This window comes from Microtetraspora sp. AC03309 (assembly GCF_020826795.1).
Taxonomy (GTDB): Bacteria; Actinomycetota; Actinomycetes; order Streptosporangiales; family Streptosporangiaceae; genus Microtetraspora; species Microtetraspora glauca.
Genome location: NZ_JADDIL010000052.1, coordinates 44,876 through 71,432 on the forward strand (window position 1 = coordinate 44,876; position 26,557 = coordinate 71,432).

A 26,557-nucleotide genomic window follows, 5' to 3' on the forward strand; every position below is an offset into this window, starting at 1 on the left:
TGCCCCGCACCGCCGCCGGCCGCTGATCGCGACTCGGCCGTGCCGGACCGGTTTCCTCTCCCTGTACGGCGGCGCCCGCTATTTGACGCCACTCGCCTACAACCATGATGCCGCACGGCTCGCGTTCCGCGAGCCGTGCGGCCATCGTCTGGTCGAGAGCTCTTACTTGGAGTAGAGCTCGACGATGAGCTGCTCCTGGACCAGCGTGTCGATCTGCTGGCGAACCGGGAGCTGGTGCACGAGGATGCGCATGCTTTCCGGGGCGACACCCAGCCACGCCGGGACGGTCTTGTCACCGGCGGTGGCGCGGGCCACCTCGTACGGAAGCAGGTTCCGCGACTTCTCGCGGACCTCGATGATGTCGTGCTCGCGGACGCGGTACGACGGGATGTCGACCTTCTTGCCGTTCACCACGATGTGCCCGTGGCGCACCTGCTGGCGGGCGGCGTCGCGCGACTCGGCGAATCCGGCGCGGTAGACCACGTTGTCGAGACGGCTCTCCAGGATCTGGAGGAGGTTCTCGCCGGTCTTGCCGGACTTGCGGTTGGCTTCCTCGTAGTAGTTGTGGAACTGCTTCTCGAGGACGCCGTAGATGCGGCGGGTCTTCTGCTTCTCACGAAGCTGGAGCTGGTACTCAGACTCCTTCGGCCGACCGCGACCGTGCTCACCCGGCGGGTAAGGACGGATCTCGATGGGGCACTTCGCGGACTCGCACTTCTTGCCCTTGAGGAAGAGCTTCGTCTTCTCGCGTCGGCAGAGCTTGCAGTCCGCACCCGTGTAACGAGCCATTTCTCTCTATCTCCTGGAGCTCAGACGCGGCGGCGCTTCGGCGGGCGGCAACCGTTGTGCGGGACCGGAGTCACGTCCTGGATGGACCCGACCTCGAGGCCGGTCGCCTGCAGCGAACGGATCGCGGTCTCACGGCCGGAGCCGGGGCCCTTGACGAAGACGTCGACCTTGCGCATGCCGTGCTCCATGGCGCGGCGGGCGGCGTTCTCAGCGGCCATCTGCGCGGCGAACGGGGTGGACTTACGGGAGCCCTTGAACCCGACGTGGCCGGCACTGGCCCAGGAGATCACGTTCCCGTTCGGGTCGGTGATCGAAACGATCGTGTTGTTGAACGTGCTCTTGATGTGGGCGTGCCCGTGAGCGACGTTCTTCTTTTCCTTGCGGCGCACCTTCTTAGGTGCGCCCTGGCGGCTCTTCGGCGGCATTTAAGCGCTATCTCCTGGAATGTGGCTGCTAGGACTACTTCTTGCCCGGCTTCTTCTTGCCGGCCACGGTCTTCTTCTTGCCCTTGCGGGTACGCGCGTTCGTCTGCGTCCGCTGACCGTGGACAGGCAGCCCCTTGCGGTGCCGGATGCCCTGGTAGCAGCCGATCTCGATCTTGCGGCGAATGTCGGCCTGAACCTCGCGACGGAGGTCACCCTCGATCTTGAAGTTCGCCTCGATGTAGTCACGCATCGGCACGAGCTCAGCGTCGGTGAGCTGGTGGACGCGCAGATCCGGGCTGACGCCCGTCGCCTCCAGGATCTCCTGGGCGCGAGTGCGACCGATTCCGAAAATGTAGGTGAGAGCGATCTCCAGCCGCTTGTCGCGGGGGAGGTCGACGCCAACCAGGCGAGCCATGGTCGGGCATTCTCCTTCGTGGTGGCGGAGGTCCTGCGCCTCACTTCCCCTCCCCATGCCCGGGGTGAGGGCCCCGGCCTCCGACCGGGGGTCTCCCGTGTGGTCCGGCTCCCGACATCGGGAAACCGCCTTCACGGGTGTGACGCGCGATTACTGTTCAACGGTCCACATGGCTCGAGCCCGCCACTGGAGCGGACTCACATGGAACCTTTTTCTGCGACCGTCGCCAGTCGAATCCGCCTTGCCTCGCGCCCCATCGGTCCGCTTTCGCGAACCACCTGGTGCCCGGCTCGGCTTCCTCTCCTGCTGGCTGGTCGAGTCCGCCTCGCCCTACACCCGATCGACCCGCTTTCGCGAACCGCCCGGTGCCCGGCTCGGCTTCCTCTCCTAGCCCTGGCGCTGCTTGTGGCGCAGGTTGTCGCAGATCACCATGACGCGACCGTGCCGGCGAATCACCTTGCACTTGTCGCAGATCTTCTTGACGCTCGGCTTGACCTTCATAGTCCTTTATTCGTTCCTCAGACGGCCCGCCCTGATTAGAGGGGGGCTTACTTGTACCGGTAGACGATCCGCCCGCGACTCAGGTCGTAGGGGCTCAGTTCCACGACCACCCGGTCGTCGGGGAGGATCCGGATGTAGTGCATCCGCATCCGTCCGCTGATGTGGGCCAGGACCTTATGGCCGTTGTCGAGCTGCACCCGGAACATCGCGTTCGGGAGCGACTCAACCACAGTGCCCTCGATCTCGATGGCGCCGTCTTTCTTGGCCATGTCCCTCGCGTTTCACTGATCGGTCGTCTGAGGCTTCGGATCACTACGCAGCCGCGACCTAAGGGCGCTTCCAGAGAGCGGCGACCGGCAAGGCCACCTGTGCGCAAAAGGTCATAGTGAGCCGACAAAGGAGTGTACGACAACCCGGCCAGAAATGCGAAACGGCCGGCGCTGTCTCCACACCGGCTGCCAGGCTACCCCAGATCACCGTCTACTCACGCACTGCCGTACGCGATGGTGGAAGGGCTGTTCCGGCCACCGGGTCCCCCTGCCGGCGCCGCCGATGTGCCGGGCTGCCGGGCGGACACGGCGACCAGATCCGGCCGGCCGATGAAGATCACCTACCCGGCGACGAGCCGGCCGATCACACCCGGCCGGTAAAGAGTGCGTCCGTCTAGGCGCGGGACGACCGGCCCGCGCCACCCGGGCTCACGACCGTTTCTGGTCCCGCCCGAAGATCGTGCCGACCAGGAGGACGGCCCCCCACGGACCCATCACCCACAACGGCCACGGATAGATCCAGTGGACCGACGAGATCACGACGATCAGCCAGATGACCCAGTTGATCGCGCTCGCGGTGGCCCATGCGCCCCAGGCGGCCTTCAACCCCGTCTGGGTGCCACGTCGCGGGCGCGGGCGCGACTGGGAGGAGACCGTCGCGGGAAGGGTGTGCAGATCGATGTCCGGCAGGTCCGACGTCAGCGTGGCGAGCTCGCCGTACGTCCGGCTCTGGTAGACCTGCGCCAGCCGCTCGTTGAACTCGTCGACGGTGAGCCGGCCCTCGGCGACATGCTCTCGCAGAGCGGCGACGACCCGGTCCCGGTCGCCGTCGGAGGCTCGCATCTCTGGAGTTGCCGCCATCACATCTACTCCCGCCGCTCCACATGATTAGCCCCATTATGTGACACGAGACGGCACGAGGGGCGCTGTGAATCAGCCCTGTTCGCCGGAACCCGCGGAGGTCTGGCCGAAGCGCGACTCACCCCCGTCGAGCGCCGTGAGGACCAACGGGCCGTTCTCCGTGACCGCCACGCTGTGCTCGAAGTGCGCCGACGCCTTCCCGTCCACCGTCACGACCGTCCAGTCATCGGACAACACGCGGGTACGGTCGGTGCCCAGGTTGACCATGGGCTCGATCGCGAAGCACATGCCGAGCTCGAAACGCGGCCCCCGGCCGGGACGGCCGTGGTTGGCGACCCACGGGTCCATGTGCATCTCGGTGCCGATGCCGTGTCCGCCGTACTCCTGGGGGATGCCGTAGCGGCCCTGGGACCGTACGTACTTCTCCACCTGGAACCCGATGTCCGACAGGTGACCGCCGACGCGGAGCGCGGCGATCCCGCGCCACATGGACTCTTCGGTCACCCGCATCAGCTCGGTGAGCGCCGGGTCGACCTCGCCCACGGGGACGGTGATGGCGGAGTCGCCGTGCCACCCGTCGAGGATCGCACCGCAGTCGATGGAGATGATGTCGCCTTCACGCAGCTTGCGCCGGTCGTTGGGGATGCCGTGCACGACCTCGTCGTTCACGGAGGCGCAGATGGTCGCGGGGAAGCCCTGGTAGCCCTTGAACGACGGAATCGCACCCGCGTCCCTGATCGCCTTCTCGGCGATGGCGTCGAGGTCGAGCGGGGTCAGTCCGGGCTCGACGGACGAGCGGAGCAGTTCGAGCGTCCTGCCGACGACCAGACCGGCCGCCCGCATCTTCTCCAGCTGCTCAGGCGTCTTCACCTGGATTCCGTGCTTGTTCTTCTTGAACACTCTGGCACCCCCTGGGGTGTTCTAACGGCCGGACTATCAGGCCAATTCCCCCGATTCTGCCCTAAAGCGCCGGACGCCATCCCACGGATGGGATGGCGTCCGAAAAGGGGACCTTCAGTTTTCGGGCGTGCGCAGTGCCGCCATGGCCCGCCGGGTGACCTCGTCGACCGGACCGGTCGCGTTCACCCGAACGAGGATGCCCTCGTCCGAATAGAAGTTGATCAGCGGGGACGTCTGCTCCTGGTAGACCTCCAGGCGTCGCCTGATGGTCTCCTCGCGGTCGTCGTCGCGCTGGAACAGCTCGCCGCCGCACGCGTCGCAGACACCCGCCACGGAAGGGGGGTCGAAATCGACGTGCCATACCTTGCCGCATGAGCGACAGGTGCGTCGTCCGGCAAGTCGCCGTACGACCTCCTCGTCGTTGACGATCAGTTCCAGGACGATGTCCAGCCCGGTGCCGAACTCGGCCAGCATCTTCTGCAAGATCTGCGCCTGCGGCACGTTCCGCGGGAAGCCGTCCAGCAGGAAGCCCTGCTGGGCGTCATCCTCGCCCAGACGATCGCGGACCATGGCGACCGTCACCTCGTCGGGGACGAGGTCGCCGCGGTCCATGTACTCCTTGGCAAGCTTGCCGAGTTCCGTGCCGCCGGAGACATTGGCGCGGAAGATGTCACCTGTCGAGATTTTCGGGATCGACAGATGTGATGCGATGAACTGGGCCTGCGTCCCCTTGCCCGCTCCGGGGGGCCCGACCAAGACGACGCGCACTATCTCAGGAAGCCCTCGTAGTTGCGCTGCTGAAGCTGGCTCTCGATCTGCTTGACCGTGTCCAGGCCGACACCAACCATGATGAGAATGCTGGTCCCTCCGAACGGGAAGTTCTGGCTCGCCCCGGCCACCGCCAGTGCGAGGATCGGGATCAGCGAGATGACGCCCAGATACGGAGCACCGGCGGCCGTGAGCCGCGTGAGCACGTAGTTGAGGTACTCAGCGGTCGGCCGGCCCGGACGGATGCCCGGGATGAACCCACCGTACTTCTTCATGTTGTCAGCGACTTCAACGGGGTTGAAGGTAATGGACACGTAGAAGTACGTGAAGAAGAGGATCAGCGCGAAGAACGTGGCCATGTAGACGGGGTGGTCGCCCGTCACCAGGTTCTGGGCCAGCCATTCGATGACCGGGCCCGGGTTCGCGCTGTTGCCGAAGATCGTGACCAGCAGCTGCGGCAGGTACAGCAGCGACGAGGCGAAGATGACCGGGATGATGCCGGCCTGGTTCACCTTGAGCGGGATGTAGGTCGAGGTCCCGCCGTACATCCGGCGGCCCACCATGCGCTTCGCGTACTGCACGGGGACGCGCCGCTGCGCCTGCTCGATGAAGACGACGACGGCGACCATGACAATGCCGACGATCATCACCACGACGAACTTGAAGGCGCTCTGCCGGAAGATGTTCATCAGCTCGGACGGGAAGACCGCCACGACCTGGGTGAAGATCAGGATCGACATGCCGTTGCCGACACCGCGATCGGTCACGAGCTCGCCCAGCCACATGATCACCGAAGTGCCCGCCGTCATCGTGATGACCATGGTGACGAGCGTGAAGACATCGTCGTTCAACAGGATGGGCAGGTTGTTGTTCGGGAACAGCTGTCCCGAACGCGCCAGCGCCACGAAAGCGGTCGACTGCAGAACGGCGAGACCGATCGTCAGATATCGCGTGTACTGCGTGATTTTCGCCGTACCGGACTGGCCCTCCTTCTTGAGGGCCTCCAGGCGCGGAATCACGACGGTCAGCAGCTGCAGGATGATGCTCGCCGTGATGTACGGCATGATGCCCAGGGCGAACACTGAAAGTTTCAGCAGCGCGCCACCGCTGAACAGCTGGACCATCCCGTAGATGTTGCCGCTGTCGCCCGCCTGCGCCTGCTCCAGCGCTTTACGGACGTTCTCGGAGTTGACACCCGGGGTCGGCAGCACCGAGCCAAGCCGGAACAGCGCGATGATGCCCAATGTGAAGAGCAGCTTCTTGCGCAGGTCAGGCGTCCGGAATGCCCGGGTAATCGCGGATAGCACGGTACCTCCTGCGCGCCTGTGACGCGATAAAGGTCGGCGATGACGCGAAGGCGTCCATCGGCATGTCTACTTGCGAATGATCGGCGGGACGGCGCCCGCGCTCAGCGAACTCTAACGCACTACGGGCGCGGAGGCTCATAACGAACCTCCGCGCCTCGCATTACGTGCCTAAAGCTCGGAAACCGAGCCCCCGGCCGCGGCGATCTTCTCCTTGGCCGAGGCGGAGAAGGCGTGCACCTTCACGTTCAACGCCACGGAGACCTCACCGGTTCCCAGCACCTTGACGAGCTGGTTCTTGCGGACCGCGCCCTTCGCGACCAGACCCTCGACGGTGACCTCGCCACCCTCGGGGTACAGCTCGCTGAGCTTGTCCAGGTTGACGACCTGGTAGGTCGTCTTGAACAGCGCGTTGCTGAAGCCCTTCAGCTTCGGCAGCCGCCGCTGGAGCGGGATCTGTCCACCCTCGAAACCGAGCGGGACAGTCGTACGCGACTTGGTGCCCTTCGTACCGCGACCGGCGGTCTTCCCCTTGGACGCCTCGCCACGGCCCTTGCGGGTCTTGGCCTTGTTGGCGCCGGGAGCCGGGCGCAGGTCGTGGAGCTTGAGCGGAGCGTTCTCAGGCATGACTAGTCGACCTCTTCCACCTCGACGAGGTGCGTCACCACGGCGACCATGCCCCGGATCTCCGGGCGGTCCTCCTTGACGACGACATCGCCGATTCGCTTCAGGCCCAGCGAGCGCAGCGAGTCACGCTGGTTCTGCTTGCCACCGATCTTCGATCGGACCTGGGTGATCTTCAGACGAGCCATTGACTAGCTCACCGCCTTCGCCGCGGCAGCGGCCTCGGCGAGCCCCTCGGCCCGAGCCTTCAGCATCGCCTTGGGCGCGACGTCCTCGATCGGCAGGCCACGGCGGGCGGCGATCTCCTCGGGCCGGCTGAGGCCCTTCAGAGCGGCCACGGTCGCGTGGACGATGTTGATCGGGTTGTCCGAGCCGAGCGACTTGGACAGCACGTCGTGGATCCCGGCGCACTCCAGGACCGCGCGCACCGGACCACCCGCGATGACACCGGTACCGGGCGAAGCCGGACGCAGGAGGACGACGCCGGCGGCTTCCTCGCCCTGCACGGTGTGCGGGATGGTGCCCTGGATGCGCGGCACCTTGAAGAAGTGCTTCTTGGCCTCCTCGACACCCTTGGCGATCGCCGCGGGCACCTCCTTGGCCTTGCCGTATCCGACACCGACCAGGCCGTTGCCGTCGCCGACGATGACCAGCGCGGTGAAGCTGAAGCGCCGACCACCCTTGACGACCTTGGCCACTCGGTTGATCTTTACCACGCGCTCGATGTACGAGACGCCCTTGTCTGCGGCGCCACCGCGGCGATCGTCACGACGGTCCCGCCGCTCGCCACCGCCGCTTGCGCCGCGACGCGGAGCTGCAGCCATCAGTGGTTCCTCTTCTCATTGCTCAGGGCCATTGGGTGCGTTGCGAACCCTCGGGACGGAGTCATCAGAACTCCAGCCCGCTTTCACGGGCACTGTCCGCGAGGGCCGCGATGCGTCCCGCGTAACGGTTGCCACCGCGGTCGAAAACGACGGCGGTGATCCCGGCGGTCTTGGCCCGCTGAGCGAGAAGCTCGCCGACCTTCTTCGCCTTGTCGGTCTTGTCACCCTCGGCGCCGCGGAGGGCGACGTCCATGGTGGACGCGCTCACCAGCGTGTGCCCCTGGGTGTCGTCGACGATCTGCACGAACAGGTGACGCGCCGACCGGTTGACGACCAGGCGCGGACGCTCCTGGGTGCCGAAGACGTTCTTCCGCACACGGCCATGCCGGCGGGCTCGCGAAATGGCGCGAGCGGCGGTGTGCTTGCCGTACTTCGCGGCCATTGCTACTTACCAGCCTTTCCGACCTTGCGGCGGATAACTTCGCCCTGGTAGCGAACGCCCTTACCCTTGTACGGGTCGGGCTTACGCAACTTACGAATGTTCGCGGCGACCTCGCCGACCTTCTGCTTGTCGATGCCGTCCACGTGGAACAGCGTCGGCTTCTCGACGCGGAAGGTGACGCCCTCGGGGGCATCCACGATCACCGGGTGGCTGAAGCCCAAAGAGAACTCCAGCTGCGTCGGGCCCTTGGCCTGAACGCGGTAACCGACACCGACGATCTCGAGCGTCTTGCTGTACCCCTGCGTCACACCGGACACCATGTTGGCGATCAGCGTGCGGGACAGGCCGTGCAGTGCGCGGACCTTGTTCTCGTCGTTGGGGCGGGTGACGGCGATATTGCCGTCCTCGGCCCGAGCCACCTCGATGGGCTCGGCGACCGTGTGAGAGAGCGTGCCCTTCGGGCCCTTGACCTGGACATCCCGGCCGTTGATGGTGATGTCAACACCACTCGGTACGGGGATGGGCAGCCGTCCGATTCTCGACATGCTGGATTCCTCCCCTCGTTACCAGACGTAGGCGAGGACTTCCCCGCCCACTCCACGCTTGCCGGCCTGCTTGTCGGTCATGAGGCCGCCGGACGTCGAAATGATCGCGACGCCCAGGCCGCCCAGAACGCGGGGCAGGTTGTCCTTCTTTGCATAGACCCGCAGACCGGGCTTGGATACCCGGCGCAGGCCCGCGAGCGAACGCTCACGGCTCGGCCCGAACTTCAGCTCCACCACAAGGTTCTTGCCGACCTTGGCGTCCTCGACGCTCCAGGCCTGGATGTAGCCCTCCTGCTGGAGGATCTCGGCGATGTGCGCCTTGATCTTCGAGTACGGCATGGTCACGGTGTCGTGATAGGCCGAGTTCGCGTTACGCAGACGCGTCAGCATGTCTGCGATCGGGTCGGTCATCGTCATGGCCGGTGGCCTTCCTCACCGTGGTTTCCACCTGCGAACCGTGTCTGCGACACGCGGTGGACCTACGGTGCGGTCGTGGACGCCTGAGGGCGTCCGGTTGATATGACTTCTTGAGTACGGCTGGCGCCGCGCGGGGCACGGTCCCGGCCCCGCGACAGGTCTACCAGCTCGACTTGGTGATGCCGGGCAGCTCGCCCCGGTGCGCCATCTCGCGGAAGCACACGCGGCAGAGCCCGAACTTGCGGTACACAGCGCGGGGACGGCCGCAGCGCGAGCACCGAGTGTACGCCCGGACCTCGAACTTCGCCTTACGCGCTGCCTTGACCTTGAGCGACGTCTTCGCCATGATCAGGCCTCCTTGAACGGGAATCCGAGGAGCTTCAGCAGCGCCCGGCCCTGGTCGTCGTTCGTTGCGGTGGTCACGACCGTGATGTCCATGCCCCGCTGCCGGTCGACCTTGTCCTGGTCGACCTCGTGGAACATGACCTGCTCGGTGAGTCCGAAGGTGTAGTTGCCGTTGCCGTCGAACTGCTTCGGCGAGAGGCCGCGGAAGTCACGGATACGCGGCAGCGCCAGCGACAGCAGCCGGTCCAGGAACTCCCACATGCGGTCGCCGCGCAGCGTCACGTGGGCGCCGATCGGCATGCCCTCACGCAGCTTGAACTGGGCGATGGACTTGCGGGCGCGAGCCACAGCCGGCTTCTGACCGGTGATCGCGGTGAGGTCGCGGACAGCGCCCTCGATGAGCTTGGAGTCGCGAGCGGCCTCGCCGACGCCCATGTTCACCTTGATCTTGGTGATGGTGGGCACCAGCATGATGTTCTCGATGCCGAACTCCTCGCGCAGCTTCGCGATGATCTCTTCGCGGTAGCGCTGCTTGAGACGCGGGATCGTGCGCTCTTCAGTCGTGGCGGTCATCAGTTGTCCTCACCCGTCTTGTCGGCCTTCTCCTCGGCCTTCTTCTCGGGCTTCTCGTCATCCTTGAGCTTCTTCACGTTGCTCACGTGGATGGGAGCCTCCATGGTCTGCACGCCGCCTTCCTTGGCGCCACGCGGGCCCTGGTGGGTCACCTTGGAGTGCTTCTTGACCAGGTTCACGCCCTCGACGACCACACGCTCATCGCGCGGGAAGGCGGCGATGATGCGGCCCTTGGCACCCTTGTCCTTACCGGCGATGACCTGGACGAGGTCACCCTTCTTCACATGCAGCTTCGGCATTTACAACACCTCCGGCGCGAGCGAGATGATGCGCATGAACTTCTTGTCGCGCAGCTCACGGCCGACGGGGCCGAAGATACGCGTGCCCCGGGGGTCACCGCTGTCCTTGATGATGACCGCGGCGTTCTCGTCGAAGCGGATGTAGGAGCCATCGGGACGGCGGCGCTCCTTGACGGTGCGCACCACGACAGCCTTGACAACGTCGCCCTTCTTCACGCCGCCGCCCGGGATGGCGTCCTTCACCGTCGCAACGATGATGTCGCCGATACCCGCGTAGCGCCGGCCAGAGCCACCGAGCACCCGGATGCAGAGGATCTCCTTGGCACCCGTGTTGTCGGCGACCTTGAGTCGCGACTCCTGCTGGATCACGTCAACTCCTGTTTGTCGCGCCGGTTCTCACCTGGAAGGTGAGCCTGGCGGAACCTGATGTGGTCTTGTTCCCCCGGCGACAGTTCTGTCGGTCGAGTCCGCCTCGCCTCGCACGCATCCCGTACGGCTTGCGCCGTACGGCCGTGCCCGGCTCCGCTGTCTCTCCCGCCCACCGCCGCCGCAGGCGGACCGGGCCCGAAATGGGCCCGACCCCTTGGACACCGTCATGGGGGGCGGTCGCCCACCCCCCACGAGGCGCGTTCTGTGCGGGCGGTTCCGCCGGTCCCCGCCCGGCCGGTACGGCTCTCGCCGTCCGTCCGAGCCCAGGCCCGGCGTCCCCTCCCTGGCTTACTTGGCCTTCTCGAGGATCTCCACGACCCGCCAGCGCTTGCTGGCGGACAGCGGCCGGGTCTCCATCAGGAGGACGCGGTCGCCGACGCCGCAGGTGTTCTGCTCGTCGTGAGCCTTGTACTTCGTCGTACGGCGGATGACCTTGCCGTACAGCGGGTGCTTGACGCGGTCCTCGACGACGACGACAACGGTCTTGTCCATCTTGTCGCTGACCACGAGGCCCTCGCGGGTCTTGCGGTAGTTCCGCACCGACTTCTCGGTTGTCTCAGTTGCCTCAGCCATCGCTCGACTCCTTCTCGACCGTGACGATTCCGAGCTCGCGCTCGCGCATCACGGTGTAGATACGGGCGATCTCGCGGCGGACGGCCCGCAGCCGCCCGTGGCTCTCCAACTGTCCGGTCGCCGCCTGGAAGCGGAGGTTGAACAGCTCCTCCTTGGCTTCCTTCAGCTTCTGGACCAGGACGTCCTGGTCCTCCACACGCAGCTCACCGGCGGTCAGGCCCTTAGCCATCACGCCTCACCCACTTCACGCTTAACGAACCGGCACTTCATGGGGAGCTTGTGCATCGCGCGCCGAAGGGCCTCGCGGGCCACCGGCTCGGCAACGCCCGAGAGCTCGAACATGACTCGACCGGGCTTGACATTGGCGATCCACCACTCCGGCGAACCCTTACCGGAACCCATGCGGGTCTCGGCCGGCTTCTTGGTGAGGGGACGGTCCGGGTAGATGTTGATCCACACCTTGCCGCCACGGCGGATGTGCCGGGTCATGGCGATACGAGCGGACTCGATCTGGCGGTTGGTCACGTAGGAGTGCTCAAGCGCCTGAATGCCGTACTCGCCGAACACGACCCTGGTGCCGCCCTTGGCGGCGCCGCTGCGGTCGGGCCGGTGCTGCTTACGGTGCTTGACCCTGCGCGGGATCAGCATGGTCAGCTCCCTTCAGCACCCGGCTGCTCCGCCGGGCCGGTCTCAGGGGCGGCCTGTGCGGCAGCCTCGGTTCTGGGGGCGCGGTCCGAACGGCCACCGGCGCCACGACGCGGACGGTCGCCGCCGCCACGACGCGGACGGTCACCGGCGCCGCCACGACGGTCGTCACGCTCGCGGCGCTGACCGGCGCGGGCACCTGCCGCGGCGGCCTCGCGCTCGGCGCGGCTCGTCGGGGCCTCACCCTTGTAGATCCACACCTTCACGCCGATGCGGCCGAAGGTGGTGCGGGCCTCGTAGAAGCCATAGTCGATGTCGGCGCGGAGCGTGTGCAGGGGCACGCGGCCCTCGCGGTAGAACTCCGAGCGGGACATCTCGGCGCCGCCAAGACGACCGGAGCACTGGACACGGATGCCCTTGGCGCCGCTCTTCATGGCGGACTGCATGGCCTTGCGCATGGCCCGGCGGAACGAGACGCGGCTGGACAGCTGCTCGGCCACGCCCTGCGCGACGAGCTGCGCGTCGATCTCGGGGTTCTTCACCTCGAGAATGTTCAGCTGGACCTGCTTCTTGGTCAGCTTCTCCAGGTCGCCGCGGATACGGTCGGCCTCCGCGCCGCGACGGCCGATGACGATGCCCGGCCGGGCGGTGTGGATGTCGACCTGGACGCGGTCGGTGGTGCGCTCGATCTCGACCTTGGAGATGCCGGCCCGCTCCATGCCCTTCTGCAGCATGCGACGGATCGCCACGTCCTCGGCGACGTACGACTTGTAGAGCTTGTCGGCGTACCACCGGCTCTTGAAGTCGGTCGTGATGCCGAGGCGGAACCCGTGCGGGTTAACCTTCTGGCCCACTAGCGGGTCCTTCCCTTCGGCTCGCGGGACTCCACAATCACGGTGATGTGGCTCGTCCGCTTGTTGATCCGATAGGCACGACCCTGGGCACGGGGACGGAACCGCTTCAGCGTCGGTCCCTCGTCCACCCACGCGCGGCTCACGAAGAGCGTCTCACGGTCGAGCTTGAAATTGTGCTCCGCGTTCGCGATCGCGCTCGAGAGCACCTTGTAAACGGTCTCGCTCGCCGCCTGGGGAGCGAACTGCAGCACGGCCTGCGCCTCCGAAGCGGGCAGCCCGCGAATGAGGTCCACCACACGGCGGGCCTTCCGGGGCGTGTGGCGCGCGTACCGCGCCTGTGCCCTGGCTTCCATCGCTGTCTCCTCTGATGCTTACTTGAAGGCGCTTACCGCCGGCTGCGGCGGTCTTCCTTGACGTGGCTGCGGAACGTCCGCGTGGGAGCGAACTCACCGAGCTTGTGACCGATCATCGACTCGGTGACGAACACCGGGACGTGCTTGCGGCCGTCGTGCACGGCGATCGTGTGACCCAGCATGTCGGGCACGATCATGGAGCGCCGCGACCACGTCTTGATGACGTTCTTGGTGCCCTTCTCGTTTTGAACATCCACCTTCTTCTGAAGGTGATCGTCCACGAAGGGACCCTTCTTAAGGCTACGTGGCATTTCGGCTGCTCCTACCGCTTCTTCCTCTTGCTCCGACGACGGATGATCAGCCGGTCGCTGGCCTTGTTCGCCTGGCGGGTACGGCCCTCGGGCTTGCCCTTCGGGTTCACCGGGTGGCGACCACCGGAGGTCTTGCCCTCACCACCACCGTGCGGGTGGTCGACCGGGTTCATGGCGACACCGCGGACCGTGGGGCGCTTGCCCTTCCAACGGTTACGGCCGGCCTTACCGATGTTGATGTTGGCCTGCTCGGCGTTGCCCACCTGGCCGATACTGGCCCGGCAGCGGACGTCGACCTGGCGCATTTCGCCGGACGGCATACGCAGCGTGGCGTAGGTGCCCTCCTTGGCGAGCAGCTGGATCTGCGCGCCGGCGCTACGGCCGAGCTTCGCGCCACCACCCGGACGGAGCTCCACCGCGTGGATGAAGGTACCGGTCGGGATGTTGCGCAGGGGCAGGCAGTTGCCCGGCTTGATGTCGGCGCCAGGGCCGTTCTCGATACGGTCCCCCTGCTTGAGGCCGGTCGGCGCGAGGATGTAGCGCTTCTCGCCGTCGGCGTAGTGCAGCAGCGCGATACGGGAGGTCCGGTTCGGGTCGTACTCGATGTGAGCGACCTTGGCGGGGATCCCGTCCTTGTCGTGGCGGCGGAAGTCGATGATCCGGTAGGCGCGCTTGTGCCCGCCACCCTGGTGCCGGGCGGTGACCCGGCCGTGGACGTTACGGCCGCCCTTGCTGTGCAGGGGAGCAAGCAGCGACTTCTCCGGCCGGCTGCGCGTGATCTCGGCGAAGTCCGAGACGCTCGCGCCGCGGCGACCCGGGGTCGTCGGCTTGTACTTACGGATGCCCATCTTTTTCGTTCATCCTTCGTCGGTTCATACCGGTCGGAGTCCGCCTCACGGCGGTCTCCCCGGTGCTAACTACGTGGATCGGGTGCCCGGTGCCGAACCTTGGTCGGTACGGCAGGGCACCCTCTCCTTACGCGGCGGATCTTCAGCCGATCTGGCCGAAGATGTCGATCCGGTCGCCCTCGGCCAGGCTCACAATCGCGCGCTTGGTGTCGGGACGCTGACCGAAACCCGTCCGGGTCCGCTTGCGCTTGCCCTGGCGGTTGATCGTGTTCACACTGGTGACCTTGACGCCGAAGATCTGCTCGACGGCGATCTTCACCTGCGTCTTGTTGGCACCCTTGCGCACCAGGAACGTGTACTTGTTGTGCTCATCGATCAGGCCGTAGCTCTTCTCGGAGACGATCGGCTTGAGGATGATGTCGCGCGGGTCGGCGATCTTCTCCATCAGGCCTCTTCCTTCCCGCTCTTCGTGAGCCGCGCCACGACCTGGTCGTAGGCCTCCTGAGTGAAGACCACGTCGTCGTAGCACAGGACGTCGTAGGTGTTGAGCTGCCCGGCGTCCAGCAGGTGGACCTCGGGAGCGTTGCGCAGGCTGAGCCAGGTCAGCTCGTCGTTCTCGTCGACCACGACGAGGACGCTGCGAGCCTGCGTGATCTTGCGGAGCGCCTCGAGAGCGACCTTGGTCTTGGGCGTCTCACCCGTGACCAGAGCGCTCACGACGTGCAACCGGCCGACGGTCGCCCGGTCGGACAGGGCACCGCGCAGGGCGGCGGCCTTCATCTTCTTGGGCGTCCGCTGCTCGTACGAGCGCGGCTGCGGACCGTGGACGACGCCACCGCCCGCGAACTGCGGAGCACGGGTCGAACCCTGACGGGCGCGGCCGGTGCCCTTCTGGCGGTACGGCTTCTTGCCGCCACCGCGCACGTCACCACGGGTCTTGGTCGCGTGGGTGCCCTGCCGGCGAGCGGCGAGCTGGGCGACGACGACCTGGTGGATCAGCGGAATGTTGACCTTGGCGCCGAAGATCTCCTCCGGCAGGTCGACGGTGCCCGCCTTGGCACCGCTGGCGTCGAGGACGTCAATGCTCGTCACTTCGCAGCCCCCTTCTTGGCAGCGGTGCGGATGAGGACCAGGCTGCCGTTGGCGCCGGGGATCGCACCCTTGATCAGGATGAGGCCCTTCTCGGCGTCCACGGCGTGGACCTTCAGGCTCTGGATGGTGGTACGGGCGTTGCCCATACGGCCGGCCATGCGCAGGCCCTTGAAGACGCGACCCGGGGTGGCGCAACCGCCGATGGAGCCCGGGGAGCGGTGCTTGCGCTGGGTACCGTGCGAAGCGCTCAGACCACGGAAGTTGTGGCGCTTCATGACACCCGCGAAGCCCTTGCCCTTGCTCTTGCCCGTCACGTCGACGTGCTGCCCGGCCTCGAAGGTGTCCGCGAGGACCTCCTGGCCGATGGTGTACTCGGAGGCGTCCTCAGTGCGGACCTCGACGAAGTACCGGCGCGGGGTGATGTCGTGCTTGCGCAGGTAGTCGCCGAGCGGCTTGTTGACCTTGCGCGGGTCGACCTGCCCGTAACCGAGCTGAACGGCGGAGTAGCCGTCCTTCTCCGGCGTGCGGACCCTGGTGACCACGCACGGACCGGCCTCGACCACGGTGACCGGGACGATCCGGTTCGCCTCATCGAAGACCTGGGTCATGCCGAGCTTCTTGCCCAGGACGCCCTTGATCTGCTTAGCCATGTCAGTGCGTTCCCTCAGAGCTTGATCGAGATGTCGACGCCGGCGGGGAGGTCGAGTCGCATGAGCGAGTCGACGGTCTTCGGCGTCGGGTCGATGATGTCAATCAGCCGCTTGTGCGTACGCATCTCAAAGTGCTCGCGGCTGTCCTTGTACTTGTGCGGCGACCGGATGACGCAGTACACGTTCTTCTCGGTCGGCAGCGGCACCGGGCCAGCGACCTTGGCGCCGGTCCGCGTCACCGTCTCGACGATCTTCTTGGCCGAGCTGTCGATGACCTCGTGGTCATACGCCTTAAGCCGGATGCGGATCTTCTGTCCCGCCATAATGGCCTCGGTGTCCTTCGCTGTCGTCCTATTAAGCTTCGTGCGGCCTATTGCCGCTTGTTGTCCCACGTAACAGACAGTCCGGACCAGGTCCGTTCTTCCGTGATCCGGCAGTCGTTTCGGTCACATTCCGGCCGAAACGGCTGCGAGATCACGGTCGGGTCTTCCGTGGGGGGCGGGGAGCCGGGTGGCTCCCCTCGTGGATCGGCGGTCAGGCCCTCGTGCGGGCCCGACCGCCGCCCCGCGATCGTACTACTTGATGATCTTCGTCACGCGGCCGGCGCCGACGGTGCGGCCACCCTCGCGGATCGCGAACTTGAGGCCGTCCTCCATCGCGATCGGCTGGATGAGCTGGACGGTCATCTCGGTGTTGTCACCGGGCATGACCATCTCGGTGCCCTCCGGCAGGTTCACGACACCGGTCACGTCAGTGGTCCGGAAGTAGAACTGCGGACGGTAGTTGTTGAAGAACGGCGTGTGGCGGCCGCCCTCGTCCTTGGACAGGATGTAGACCTGCGCCTCGAACTCGGTGTGCGGGGTCGTGGTGCCCGGCTTGATGATGCACTGGCCGCGCTCGACGTCCTCGCGCTTGATGCCGCGCAGGAGCAGACCGACGTTGTCACCGGCCTGACCCTCGTCAAGGAGCTTGCGGAACATCTCGACGCCGGTGACGGTCGTCGTGGTGCCCTTCTCCTTGATGCCGATGATGTCGACGGTCTCGTTGACCTTGACGACGCCGCGCTCGATACGGCCGGTGACGACGGTGCCGCGACCGGTGATCGAGAACACGTCCTCGATCGGCATCAGGAACGGCTTGTCGGTGTCACGGACCGGCTGGGGAACGTTGTCGTCGACAGCGGTCATCAGCTCGATGATCGCGTCGCCCCACTTCTCGTCACCCTCGAGCGCCTTCAGCGCCGAGACGCGGACGACCGGCAGGTCGTCGCCCGGGAACTCCTGGGCGGAGAGCAGCTCGCGGACCTCGAGCTCGACGAGCTCCAGGATCTCCTCGTCGTCGACCATGTCAGCCTTGTTCAGGGCGACGACGATGTAGGGTACGCCGACCTGGCGGGCCAGGAGGACGTGCTCCTTGGTCTGCGGCATCGGGCCGTCGGTGGCGGCGACCACGAGGATCGCGCCGTCCATCTGGGCCGCACCGGTGATCATGTTCTTCACGTAGTCGGCGTGACCGGGGCAGTCCACGTGGGCGTAGTGGCGCTTCTCGGTCTGGTACTCGACGTGCGCGATGGAGATGGTGATTCCGCGAGCCTTCTCCTCAGGCGCCTTGTCGATCTTGTCGAACGGGGTCGCCTCGTTGAGCTGCGGGAAACGGTCGTGAAGCACCTTGGTGATCGCCGCGGTCAGAGTGGTCTTGCCGTGGTCGATGTGCCCAATGGTGCCGATGTTCACGTGCGGCTTGTTCCGCTCGAACTTGGCCTTGGCCACTGGTCTGTCTCCTTAGAGATTCTGACTTGACTTTCGTCTTCTAACTGAGGCTCTGTACGGCGGGGCACCACGCGTGCGCCCCGCCCCACACTGGGAGGCTGATCGGGTCCCGATCGGAATCCGACCCGCCCCGAGCCCCTCCGGCCGCCGGCGCGAGGCGCCTGGCCGGAGCGGTTCGGAACTTATTCGCCCCGAGCCTTCGCGACGATCTCCTTGGCGATGCCCGGGGGCACCTCCGCGTAGGAGTCGAACTGCATGCTGTACACGGCCCGGCCCTGGGTCTTGCTGCGCAGGTCACCCACGTAGCCGAACATCTCTGACAGCGGGACGAGGGCCTTGATGACCTTGGCCCCGGTCCGGTCTTCCATCGCCTGGATCTGTCCGCGGCGACCGTTGAGGTCACCGATGACGTCACCCATGTAGTCCTCGGGCGTGGTGACCTCAACGGCCATCATCGGCTCGAGGATTACGGCGTCCGCCTTACGAGCGGCCTCCTTGAAGGCCATCGAACCGGCGATCTTGAAAGCCATTTCGGACGAGTCGACCTCGTGGAAGGCGCCGTCCTGCAGCGTCACCTTCACGCCGACCATCGGGTAGCCGGCGAGGACACCGAACTCAGCGGCCTCCTGGGCGCCCGCGTCGACCGACGGGATGTACTCCCGCGGGATGCGGCCACCGCTGACCTTGTTCTGGAACTCGTAGCCGTCGTTGCCGTCGCCCAACGGCTCCAGGTCGATGATGACGCGCGCGAACTGACCGGAACCACCGGTCTGCTTCTTGTGCGTGTACTCGACCTTCGCCACCTTGCGGCGGATGGTCTCGCGGTAGGCGACCTGCGGACGGCCGACGTTGGCCTCGACCTTGAACTCGCGACGCATCCGGTCGACGAGGATCTCCAGGTGAAGCTCGCCCATGCCCCAGATGACCGTCTGCCCGGTCTCCTCGTCCCGACGGACCTGGAAGGACGGGTCCTCCTCGGCCAGCCGCTGGATCGCGGTGCTGAGCTTCTCCTGGTCACCCTTGGTCTTCGGCTCGATCGCCACGTTGATGACCGGGGCCGGGAAGGTCATGGACTCCAGGACGACCGGGTTCGCCGGGTCGCACAGGGTGTCACCGGTGGTGGTGTCCTTCAGACCCATCACGGCGACGATCTGACCGGCGGTCGCGGACGCGCGCTCCTCGCGCTTGTTCGCGTGCATCTGGTAGATCTTGCCGATCCGCTCCTTCTTGCCCTTCACCGAGTTGATCACACCGGTGCCGGTCTCGAGCGTGCCCGAGTAGATGCGGATGTAGGTGAGACGGCCCAGGTGCTGGTCGCTCATGATCTTGAAGGCCAGCGCGGAGAACGGCTCGTTGGCGTCCGCGTGCCGCTCCACGACCTCCTCCTCGTTGCCGACCGCGTGTCCCTCGAAGGCGGGGATGTCGGTCGGCGCGGGGAGGTAGGCGACGATCGCGTCGAGCAGGGGCTGAACACCCTTGTTCTTGAACGCGGTGCCGCACAGGACCGGGTTGAGCGTGCTCGACAGGGTCGCACGACGGATCGCGGCGACGAGCTGCTCCTCGGAGGGCTCGACGCCCTCGAGGTACAGCTCCATGAGCTCCTCGTCGTTCTCCGAGACGGTCTCGATGAGCTTGTCGCGCCACTCGCGGGCCACGTCGGCGTGGTCGGCCGGGATGTCGACGACGTCGTACATCTCGCCCTTGGCCGCCTCGGCCGGGTAGAGCAGACCCTTCATCTTGACCAGGTCGATGACGCCCTTGAAGTCGGCCTCAACGCCCCACGGAAGCTGGATGACCAGCGGCGTGGCACCGAGACGCGACACGATCATGTCGACGCAACGGTGGAACTCCGCGCCCACCCGGTCCATCTTGTTGACGAAGCAGATCCGCGGAACGCCATACCGGTCGGCCTGCCGCCAGACGGTCTCCGACTGCGGCTCGACACCGGCGACGGCGTCGAAGACGGCTACGGCACCGTCGAGGACGCGCAGTGAGCGCTCCACTTCGACGGTGAAGTCCACGTGACCGGGCGTGTCGATGATGTTGATCGTGTGATCAAGCCAGCTACAGGTCGTCGCGGCAGACGTGATCGTGATGCCGCGCTCCTGCTCCTGCTCCATCCAGTCCATCGTGGCTGCGCCGTCGTGGACCTCACCGATCTTGTAGTTGATGCCGGTGTAGAACAGGATGCGCTCAGTCGTGGTGGTCTTGCCCGCGTCGATATGGGCCATGATCCCGATGTTGCGGACCTTGGCCAGTTCAAGAGCGGTCGTGGTGGCCACTGCTCTGCGTCCTTAACTCGTCGTGGGTGCCACTACCAGCGGTAGTGGGCGAAGGCCTTGTTGGACTCGGCCATCTTGTGCGTGTCCTCGCGCCGCTTCACGCTGGCGCCAAGGCCGTTGCTGGCGTCGAGAAGCTCGTTCATGAGCCGCTCGGTCATGGTCTTCTCGCGGCGCGCCCGGGAGTACTGGACCAGCCAGCGGAGAGCCAGGGTGGTGCTGCGCGCGGCACGCACCTCGACCGGCACCTGGTAGGTGGCGCCACCGACCCGGCGGCTGCGCACCTCCAGGGTGGGCTTGACGTTGTCGAGCGCACGCTTGAGGGTGACGACCGGGTCGTTACCGGTCTTGTCCTTGCAGCCCTCAAGGGCGCCGTACACGATCGACTGCGCGATGGAGCGCTTGCCGTCCAGGAGAACCTTGTTGATCAAGGCGGTCACCAACGGCGAGTTGTGCACCGGGTCAGCGACCAGCTGGCGGCGACCAGGGGAACCCTTGCGCGGCATGTCAGCTCTTCTCCTTCTTAGCGCCGTAGCGGCTGCGGGCCTGCTTGCGGTTGCGGACACCCTGGGTGTCCAGCGAGCCGCGGATGATCTTGTAGCGAACACCCGGCAGGTCCTTCACACGACCGCCACGCACGAGCACGATCGAGTGCTCCTGAAGGTTGTGACCGACACCAGGGATGTAGGCCGTGACCTCGATGCCGTTGGTGAGCCGAACACGCGCGACCTTGCGCAGCGCCGAGTTGGGCTTCTTGGGGGTCGTGGTGTAAACGCGGGTGCAAACGCCGCGCCGCTGAGGGCTGCCCTTGAGGGCAGGAGTCTTGGTCTTACTGACCTTGTCCTGCCGGCCCTTGCGGACCAACTGCTGAATCGTGGGCACCGCGTCTCCGTTTCGTGCCTAGCCGGTGATACGTGAATCCCGGTCGGACAAACCGTCCTGGCACACCGCGGCCCGCTGACGCGAACCTCTCAGTGCCCGGCTCGGCAACCGTCCAGGTTGTTCTTTCGCAGGTACTGCCGGTGTCATGACCTGCTGGTTTTACCTCCCCTTCGACCCACGCGCTCGGGCGTGTCGCGCACTTGCCGCACCACACCCGGGCGGACCCGGTCGATCTGGAGGAGTCCTGCGGCGCTCGCCGCCCTCCCCGAAGCCGGGAACGGCCCTCCAAGCGCACGCATGCGAGCCCATGAACCATGGGCACGAAGGAAAAGACTACCCAGCCCCTTGCAACACGTCAAAACGGATGCGGCGGGGTGCGCCGTGATTCGTGTCATGGTTCGCGCGGCCCGCTCTGATGCGGGTCACTACAAGCTCGGAGCGAGTATACCCGGACAGCGGGGTCTTCCGGCCATTTCCGCTGATCCGGACGAACTCGCGGCGTGCCGCGTCCGCTCCCCCACACCGGCCACCGTCGTGGACCGAACCGCCTCCGACCGCCGTGGACCGCCCTCAGGCCCGCGCACGCGGAAGCGCCCGGCACCTGGGCCTCCAGGTGCCGGGCGCTTCCGTTGTGGACTAGCGGCCGTACTGGCCGAAGTCGTACTCCTCCAGCGGCACAGCCTCGCCGCTGCCGGAGCCGAAGGTGTACTCCGCGGCGGAACCGTCGTAACCACCGACCGTGTACATCGCGGCCTTGGCCTCCTCGGTCGGCTCGACTCGGATGTTGCGGTACTGGGGCATGCCCGTACCGGCCGGGATGAGCTTACCGATGATGACGTTCTCCTTGAGGCCGAGCAGCGAGTCCGACTTGGCGTGGATCGCCGCGTCGGTGAGCACTCGCGTCGTCTCCTGGAAGGACGCCGCCGACAGCCACGACTCGGTGGCCAGCGAGGCCTTCGTGATGCCCATCAGGACCGGACGGCCGGAGGCCGGCTGGCCACCCTCCGCCACGGTCTCCCTGTTGAGCACCTCGAACCGCGGCCGCTCGACGAGCTCGCCGGGCAGCAGCTCGGTGTCGCCCGACTCCAGCACGTTCACCCGCTTGAGCATCTGGCGGACGATGACCTCGATGTGCTTGTCGTGGATCGACACGCCCTGCGAGCGGTACACCTGCTGGACCTCGTCCACCAGGTGGAGCTGCACCGCGCGCGGGCCGAGGATGCGCAGGACCTCGTTCGGGTTGCGCGCACCCGCGATCAGCAGCTGACCGACGTCCACGTGCTGACCCTCGGAGACCAGCAGCCGCGACCGCATCGACACCGGGTAGGCGATCTCGTCGGAGCCGTCGTCCGGAGTGATGACGATCTTGCGGGTCTTGTCGGTCTCGTCGATCCTGACGCGGCCGGTGACCTCGCTGATCGGGGCGACACCCTTGGGGACGCGCGCCTCGAACAGCTCCTGGACACGCGGCAGACCGTGGGTGATGTCCGCACCCGCCACACCACCGGTGTGGAAAGTACGCATGGTCAGCTGGGTGCCGGGCTCACCGATCGACTGGGCGGCGATGATGCCGACGGCCTCGCCGACGTCGACCAGCTTGCCGGTGGCCAGCGAACGGCCGTAGCAGGTGGCGCAGACACCGATCTTGGCCTCGCACACCAGGGTGCTGCGGGTCCTGACCGTCTCGACCCCGGCAGCGACGAGCGCGCTGACCACGGCGTCGTTGATGTCAACGCCGGCCGTGGCGACGAGCTTGCCGTCCACCTCGACGTCCTCGGCCAGGATGCGACCGTGCACGTTGCTCTCGGCGTTCTCGGCCTTGACCAGGTTGCCCTGGGAGTCCCGCTCGCCGACGTGCAGCGGGACCGCGCGGTCGGTGCCGCAGTCGATCTCGCGGACGATGACGTCCTGGGCCACGTCGACCAGACGACGGGTCAGGTAACCGGAGTCGGCGGTCCGCAGCGCGGTGTCCGCCAGACCCTTCCGCTGGCCGTGCGTGGAGATGAAGTACTCCAGCACCGACAGGCCCTCACGGAACGAGGACTTGATCGGCCGCGGGATGGTCTCACCCTTGGTGTTGGACACCAGACCACGGATGCCGGCGATCTGCCGGACCTGCATCTTGTTACCGCGGGCGCCGGAGTTGACCATCATCCAGACCGGGTTCGTCGCCGGGAACGCGTTGACCATGTCGGTCTCGACGTCCGCGGTGGCGTGGGTCCAGATCTCGATGAGCTCCTGACGACGCTCCTCGTCCGTGATCAGACCGCGGTCGTACTCACGCTGGACCTTGTCCGCGCGCCTCTCGTACGACTCCATGATCGTGGCCTTGTTCGGCGGGGCGACGACGTCCTCGATCGAGATGGTGACACCGGCGCGGGTGGCCCAGTGGAAGCCCGTGTCCTTCAGCGCGTCCAGCGCCTGCGCGACCTCGACCTTCGGGTACCGCTCGGCCAGCTCGTTGACGATCGCCGAGAGCTGCTTCTTGCCGACCTGGTAGTTCACGAAGGGGTAGTTGTCGGGCAGCGTCTGGTTGAACAGGCACCGGCCGAGCGTGGTCTCCAGACGGATCGGCTGACCCGCCTCCCAGCCCTCGGGCGCCTCCCAGCCGCGCGGCGGCGGGACGTCCTTCAGACGCACCTGGATCTTGGCCTGCGTGTCCAGCTCGCGGCGGTCGAACGCCATGAGCGCCTCCGCGACGGAGGCGAACACGCGACCCTCACCCTCGGCGCCGTCCTTCTGGGTGGTCAGCCAGTACAGACCGATGACCATGTCCTGGGTGGGCATCGTCACCGGCTTGCCGTCGGCCGGCTTGAGGATGTTGTTGGTCGAGAGCATCAGGATGCGTGCCTCGGCCTGGGCCTCGGCCGACAGCGGCAGGTGCACGGCCATCTGGTCACCGTCGAAGTCCGCGTTGAACGCGGTGCAGACGAGCGGGTGGATCTGGATGGCCTTGCCCTCGACCAGCTGCGGCTCGAAGGCCTGGATGCCCAGGCGGTGCAGGGTCGGTGCGCGGTTGAGCAGTACCGGGTGCTCGGTGATGACCTCTTCGAGCACGTCCCACACGACCGGGCGGGCCCGCTCGACCATCCGCTTGGCCGACTTGATGTTCTGCGCGTGGTTCAGATCGACCAGGCGCTTCATCACGAACGGCTTGAACAGCTCCAGGGCCATCTGCTTGGGCAGACCACACTGGTGCAGCTTCAGCTGCGGGCCGACGACGATGACCGAACGGCCGGAGTAGTCGACACGCTTACCGAGCAGGTTCTGGCGGAAGCGTCCCTGCTTACCCTTCAGCATGTCGCTGAGGGACTTCAGGGGACGGTTGCCGGGACCCGTGACCGGACGACCACGGCGGCCGTTGTCGAACAGCGCGTCGACGGCCTCCTGGAGCATCCGCTTCTCGTTGTTCACGATGATCTCGGGCGCGCCGAGGTCGAGCAGCCGCTTGAGGCGGTTGTTCCGGTTGATGACCCGGCGGTACAGGTCGTTCAGGTCGGAGGTCGCGAACCGGCCACCGTCGAGCTGCACCATGGGGCGCAGGTCCGGCGGGATGACCGGGATGCAGTCCAGAACCATGCCGCTGGGCGAGTTCCGCGTGTTGAGGAACGCCGCCACGACCTTGAGCCGCTTGAGGGCACGAGCCTTCTTCTGGCCCTTGCCGCTGCGGATGGTCTCGCGCAGGTTCTCGGCCTCCGCGTCCAGGTCGAAGCTGTTCAGCCGCTCCTGGATCGCCTGGGCGCCCATGCCGCCACGGAAGTAGCGGCCGAACCGGTCGCGCATCTCGCGGTAGAGCAGTTCGTCGCCCTCCAGGTCCTGGACCTTGAGGTTCTTGAACCGGCTCCACACCTCGTCGAGGCGGTCCAGCTCACGCTGGGCGCGGTCGCGCAGCTGCCGCATCTCGCGGTCGGCGCCCTCACGCACCTTGCGCCGCGCGTCCCCCTTGGCACCGGCGGCCTCGAGCTCGGCCAGGTCGGCCTCGAGCTTCTTCTGCCTGGCCTCGATGTCCGCGTCACGGCGCTGCTCGACGTGCTGCCGCTCGACGGAGATCTTGGCCTCCAGCGACGGCAGATCACGGTCGCGCGTCTCCGCGTCGACGTGCGTGATCATGTAGGCCGCGAAGTAGATGACCTTCTCCAGGTCCTTCGGGGCCAGGTCGAGCAGGTAGCCGAGACGCGAGGGAACACCCTTGAAGTACCAGATGTGGGTGACCGGAGCGGCCAGCTCGATGTGGCCCATCCGCTCACGACGCACCTTGGCCCGGGTCACCTCGACGCCACAGCGCTCACAGATGATGCCCTTGAACCGGACACGCTTGTACTTACCGCAGTAGCACTCCCAGTCCCGGGTCGGACCGAAGATCTTCTCGCAGAAGAGTCCGTCCTTTTCCGGCTTGAGAGTCCGGTAGTTGATCGTCTCTGGCTTCTTCACCTCGCCGTGCGACCACTGACGGATGTCGTCAGCCGTCGCAAGGCCGATTCGCAGTTCGTCGAAGAAGTTGACGTCTAGCACTTTTGATCCCCTCAGCTTCTAGATCAGACCTCTTCGACACTGCTCGGCTCACGCCGGGACAGGTCGATGCCGAGTTCTTCAGCGGCACGGAAGACGTCCTCGTCGGTGTCCCGCATCTCGATCGACATGCCGTCGCTCGACAGGACCTCGACGTTGAGGCAGAGCGACTGCATTTCCTTGATGAGGACCTTGAACGACTCGGGGATGCCCGGCTCGGGGATGTTCTCGCCCTTGACGATGGCTTCGTAGACCTTCACGCGGCCGAGAACGTCGTCCGATTTGATCGTCAGCAGCTCCTGGAGCGCGTACGCGGCGCCGTAGGCCTCGAGGGCCCACACCTCCATCTCACCGAAGCGCTGGCCACCGAACTGGGCCTTACCGCCGAGCGGCTGCTGGGTGATCATGGAGTACGGACCGGTCGAACGCGCGTGGATCTTGTCGTCGACCAGGTGGAGCAGCTTCAGGATGTAGATGTAGCCGACCGAGATCGGGTGCGGGAACGGCTCGCCGGAGCGGCCGTCGAACAGCCGCGCCTTGCCGTTCTCGCCGACCATGCGGGAGCCGTCCCTGTTGACCAGGGTGTTGCTCAGCAGGCCGACGATCTCCTCCTCGTGGGCGCCGTCGAACACCGGGGTGGCGACGTTGGTACGCGGCTCGACGGTGCCGAGACCCTTGTCACGCAGCCTCTCGGCCCAGGCCTCCTGCACGCCGGTGACGTCCCAGCCTCTGGCGGCTATCCACCCGAGGTGCGTCTCCAGCACCTGGCCGACGTTCATTCGTCCCGGAACACCCAGCGGGTTCAGGACGATGTCGACCGGGGTGCCGTCCTCAAGGAACGGCATGTCCTCCACCGGGAGGATCTTGGAGATGACGCCCTTGTTGCCGTGACGACCGGCCAGCTTGTCACCATCGGTGATCTTGCGCTTCTGGGCCACGTACACGCGGACCAGCTCGTTCACGCCGGGCGGGAGCTCGTCGCCCTCCTCACGCGAGAACACGCGGACGCCGATGACCTTGCCGGACTCGCCGTGCGGCACCTTCAGCGAGGTGTCACGCACC

35 protein-coding genes and 1 pseudogene are annotated in these 26,557 nt (G+C 66.3%); all 36 read right to left on the reverse strand.

All coding sequences use genetic code 11. From position 1 onward, the window contains the following. Nucleotides 1-162: 162 nt before the first annotated feature. A complete protein-coding gene (gene rpsD / locus IMZ11_RS27230; RefSeq protein ID WP_061253236.1) occupies nt 163-789 on the reverse strand; it encodes a 30S ribosomal protein S4 in 627 nt (208 codons plus the stop codon). A gap of 20 nt (nt 790-809) precedes the next feature. Next, on the reverse strand, nt 810-1,214 hold the full coding sequence (gene rpsK, locus IMZ11_RS27235; RefSeq protein WP_020542285.1) for a 30S ribosomal protein S11: 405 nt from the start codon (nt 1,212-1,214) through the stop codon (nt 810-812). A gap of 34 nt (nt 1,215-1,248) precedes the next feature. After that, complete coding sequence (gene rpsM / locus IMZ11_RS27240; protein ID WP_067174827.1) at nt 1,249-1,629, reverse strand: 30S ribosomal protein S13; 381 nt, start codon at nt 1,627-1,629, stop codon at nt 1,249-1,251. Nucleotides 1,630-2,016: 387 nt separating this feature from the next. Next, nucleotides 2,017-2,130: a 50S ribosomal protein L36 gene (gene rpmJ / locus IMZ11_RS27245; RefSeq protein ID WP_003956441.1), complete on the reverse strand. Its 114-nt coding sequence runs from the start codon at nt 2,128-2,130 to the stop codon at nt 2,017-2,019. Nucleotides 2,131-2,177: 47 nt separating this feature from the next. Then, complete coding sequence (gene infA / locus IMZ11_RS27250; protein ID WP_012887858.1) at nt 2,178-2,399, reverse strand: translation initiation factor IF-1; 222 nt, start codon at nt 2,397-2,399, stop codon at nt 2,178-2,180. A gap of 429 nt (nt 2,400-2,828) precedes the next feature. Then, complete coding sequence (locus tag IMZ11_RS27255) at nt 2,829-3,260, reverse strand: DUF1707 domain-containing protein (protein ID WP_228645284.1); 432 nt, start codon at nt 3,258-3,260, stop codon at nt 2,829-2,831. A gap of 72 nt (nt 3,261-3,332) precedes the next feature. After that, entirely contained in the window at nt 3,333-4,160 is an 828-nt protein-coding gene (gene map, locus IMZ11_RS27260) for a type I methionyl aminopeptidase (protein WP_228645285.1), read from the reverse strand. A 114-nt stretch (nt 4,161-4,274) separates the two neighbouring features. Further along, entirely contained in the window at nt 4,275-4,928 is a 654-nt protein-coding gene (locus IMZ11_RS27265; protein WP_228645286.1) for an adenylate kinase, read from the reverse strand. After that, nucleotides 4,928-6,235, reverse strand: a complete 1,308-nt coding sequence (secY, locus tag IMZ11_RS27270; protein WP_061253232.1) for a preprotein translocase subunit SecY — start codon at nt 6,233-6,235, stop codon at nt 4,928-4,930. Before secY ends, IMZ11_RS27265 begins: the two co-directional genes overlap by 1 nt. A 168-nt stretch (nt 6,236-6,403) precedes the next feature. After that, entirely contained in the window at nt 6,404-6,859 is a 456-nt protein-coding gene (gene rplO / locus IMZ11_RS27275) for a 50S ribosomal protein L15 (RefSeq protein ID WP_061253231.1), read from the reverse strand. A 2-nt stretch (nt 6,860-6,861) separates the two neighbouring features. Further along, complete coding sequence (gene rpmD, locus IMZ11_RS27280; protein ID WP_020542293.1) at nt 6,862-7,044, reverse strand: 50S ribosomal protein L30; 183 nt, start codon at nt 7,042-7,044, stop codon at nt 6,862-6,864. A gap of 3 nt (nt 7,045-7,047) precedes the next feature. After that, nucleotides 7,048-7,680, reverse strand: coding sequence for a 30S ribosomal protein S5 (gene rpsE, locus IMZ11_RS27285; protein WP_061253230.1), 633 nt, complete (start codon nt 7,678-7,680; stop codon nt 7,048-7,050). Nucleotides 7,681-7,744: 64 nt separating this feature from the next. Continuing rightward, nucleotides 7,745-8,122, reverse strand: coding sequence for a 50S ribosomal protein L18 (rplR, locus tag IMZ11_RS27290; protein WP_228645287.1), 378 nt, complete (start codon nt 8,120-8,122; stop codon nt 7,745-7,747). Between the two features lie 2 nt (nt 8,123-8,124). After that, a complete protein-coding gene (gene rplF, locus IMZ11_RS27295; RefSeq protein WP_067130042.1) occupies nt 8,125-8,667 on the reverse strand; it encodes a 50S ribosomal protein L6 in 543 nt (180 codons plus the stop codon). Between the two features lie 18 nt (nt 8,668-8,685). Beyond that, the gene (rpsH, locus tag IMZ11_RS27300) at nt 8,686-9,084 is read right to left on the reverse strand and encodes a 30S ribosomal protein S8 (RefSeq protein WP_066933619.1); all 399 of its coding nucleotides are present in this window, start codon (nt 9,082-9,084) and stop codon (nt 8,686-8,688) included. A gap of 160 nt (nt 9,085-9,244) precedes the next feature. After that, on the reverse strand, nt 9,245-9,430 hold the full coding sequence (locus IMZ11_RS27305) for a type Z 30S ribosomal protein S14 (protein WP_061253226.1): 186 nt from the start codon (nt 9,428-9,430) through the stop codon (nt 9,245-9,247). A 2-nt stretch (nt 9,431-9,432) separates the two neighbouring features. Then, nucleotides 9,433-10,002 carry a 50S ribosomal protein L5 gene (rplE, locus tag IMZ11_RS27310; protein ID WP_067174807.1) on the reverse strand — a complete coding sequence of 190 codons (570 nt, stop codon included), beginning with the start codon at nt 10,000-10,002 and terminating at the stop codon, nt 9,433-9,435. Continuing rightward, a complete protein-coding gene (rplX, locus tag IMZ11_RS27315) occupies nt 10,002-10,292 on the reverse strand; it encodes a 50S ribosomal protein L24 (protein WP_228645296.1) in 291 nt (96 codons plus the stop codon). The genes rplE and rplX overlap by 1 nt, the downstream gene beginning before the upstream one ends. Before the next feature lie 9 nt (nt 10,293-10,301). Next, a complete protein-coding gene (gene rplN / locus IMZ11_RS27320) occupies nt 10,302-10,670 on the reverse strand; it encodes a 50S ribosomal protein L14 (RefSeq protein ID WP_055482781.1) in 369 nt (122 codons plus the stop codon). Between the two features lie 348 nt (nt 10,671-11,018). Continuing rightward, nucleotides 11,019-11,303, reverse strand: a complete 285-nt coding sequence (rpsQ, locus tag IMZ11_RS27325; protein ID WP_061253223.1) for a 30S ribosomal protein S17 — start codon at nt 11,301-11,303, stop codon at nt 11,019-11,021. Beyond that, nucleotides 11,296-11,532, reverse strand: a complete 237-nt coding sequence (gene rpmC / locus IMZ11_RS27330; protein WP_061253673.1) for a 50S ribosomal protein L29 — start codon at nt 11,530-11,532, stop codon at nt 11,296-11,298. The genes rpsQ and rpmC overlap by 8 nt, the downstream gene beginning before the upstream one ends. Beyond that, the gene (rplP, locus tag IMZ11_RS27335; protein WP_061253222.1) at nt 11,532-11,951 is read right to left on the reverse strand and encodes a 50S ribosomal protein L16; all 420 of its coding nucleotides are present in this window, start codon (nt 11,949-11,951) and stop codon (nt 11,532-11,534) included. The genes rpmC and rplP overlap by 1 nt, the downstream gene beginning before the upstream one ends. A gap of 2 nt (nt 11,952-11,953) precedes the next feature. Next, nucleotides 11,954-12,802 (reverse strand): 30S ribosomal protein S3, encoded by an 849-nt coding sequence (rpsC, locus tag IMZ11_RS27340; RefSeq protein WP_061253221.1) that lies wholly within the window; start codon nt 12,800-12,802, stop codon nt 11,954-11,956. Continuing rightward, a complete protein-coding gene (rplV, locus tag IMZ11_RS27345; protein WP_061253220.1) occupies nt 12,802-13,155 on the reverse strand; it encodes a 50S ribosomal protein L22 in 354 nt (117 codons plus the stop codon). The genes rpsC and rplV overlap by 1 nt, the downstream gene beginning before the upstream one ends. 32 nt (nt 13,156-13,187) lie before the next feature. Continuing rightward, nucleotides 13,188-13,466, reverse strand: a complete 279-nt coding sequence (rpsS, locus tag IMZ11_RS27350) for a 30S ribosomal protein S19 (protein ID WP_012887835.1) — start codon at nt 13,464-13,466, stop codon at nt 13,188-13,190. An 11-nt stretch (nt 13,467-13,477) separates the two neighbouring features. Then, nucleotides 13,478-14,314: a 50S ribosomal protein L2 gene (gene rplB, locus IMZ11_RS27355; RefSeq protein WP_228645288.1), complete on the reverse strand. Its 837-nt coding sequence runs from the start codon at nt 14,312-14,314 to the stop codon at nt 13,478-13,480. 142 nt (nt 14,315-14,456) lie between these two features. Next, the gene (rplW, locus tag IMZ11_RS27360; RefSeq protein ID WP_061253218.1) at nt 14,457-14,759 is read right to left on the reverse strand and encodes a 50S ribosomal protein L23; all 303 of its coding nucleotides are present in this window, start codon (nt 14,757-14,759) and stop codon (nt 14,457-14,459) included. After that, complete coding sequence (rplD, locus tag IMZ11_RS27365) at nt 14,759-15,406, reverse strand: 50S ribosomal protein L4 (RefSeq protein WP_228645289.1); 648 nt, start codon at nt 15,404-15,406, stop codon at nt 14,759-14,761. The genes rplW and rplD overlap by 1 nt, the downstream gene beginning before the upstream one ends. After that, nucleotides 15,403-16,056: a 50S ribosomal protein L3 gene (gene rplC, locus IMZ11_RS27370; RefSeq protein ID WP_228645290.1), complete on the reverse strand. Its 654-nt coding sequence runs from the start codon at nt 16,054-16,056 to the stop codon at nt 15,403-15,405. The genes rplD and rplC overlap by 4 nt, the downstream gene beginning before the upstream one ends. 14 nt (nt 16,057-16,070) lie before the next feature. After that, nucleotides 16,071-16,379, reverse strand: coding sequence for a 30S ribosomal protein S10 (rpsJ, locus tag IMZ11_RS27375; protein WP_012887830.1), 309 nt, complete (start codon nt 16,377-16,379; stop codon nt 16,071-16,073). Nucleotides 16,380-16,631: 252 nt separating this feature from the next. Next, a complete protein-coding gene (gene tuf, locus IMZ11_RS27380) occupies nt 16,632-17,825 on the reverse strand; it encodes an elongation factor Tu (protein WP_228645291.1) in 1,194 nt (397 codons plus the stop codon). Nucleotides 17,826-18,007: 182 nt separating this feature from the next. Then, a complete protein-coding gene (gene fusA, locus IMZ11_RS27385; protein ID WP_374462825.1) occupies nt 18,008-20,056 on the reverse strand; it encodes an elongation factor G in 2,049 nt (682 codons plus the stop codon). An 83-nt stretch (nt 20,057-20,139) separates the two neighbouring features. Next, on the reverse strand, nt 20,140-20,610 hold the full coding sequence (gene rpsG, locus IMZ11_RS27390) for a 30S ribosomal protein S7 (protein WP_061253214.1): 471 nt from the start codon (nt 20,608-20,610) through the stop codon (nt 20,140-20,142). Between the two features lies 1 nt (nt 20,611). Beyond that, entirely contained in the window at nt 20,612-20,986 is a 375-nt protein-coding gene (gene rpsL, locus IMZ11_RS27395; protein ID WP_061253213.1) for a 30S ribosomal protein S12, read from the reverse strand. 636 nt (nt 20,987-21,622) lie between these two features. After that, nucleotides 21,623-25,498 (reverse strand): DNA-directed RNA polymerase subunit beta', encoded by a 3,876-nt coding sequence (locus IMZ11_RS27400; RefSeq protein WP_228645293.1) that lies wholly within the window; start codon nt 25,496-25,498, stop codon nt 21,623-21,625. 23 nt (nt 25,499-25,521) lie between these two features. Next, nucleotides 25,522-26,557 (reverse strand): annotated as a pseudogene (locus tag IMZ11_RS27405) (DNA-directed RNA polymerase subunit beta); the annotation flags it as partial.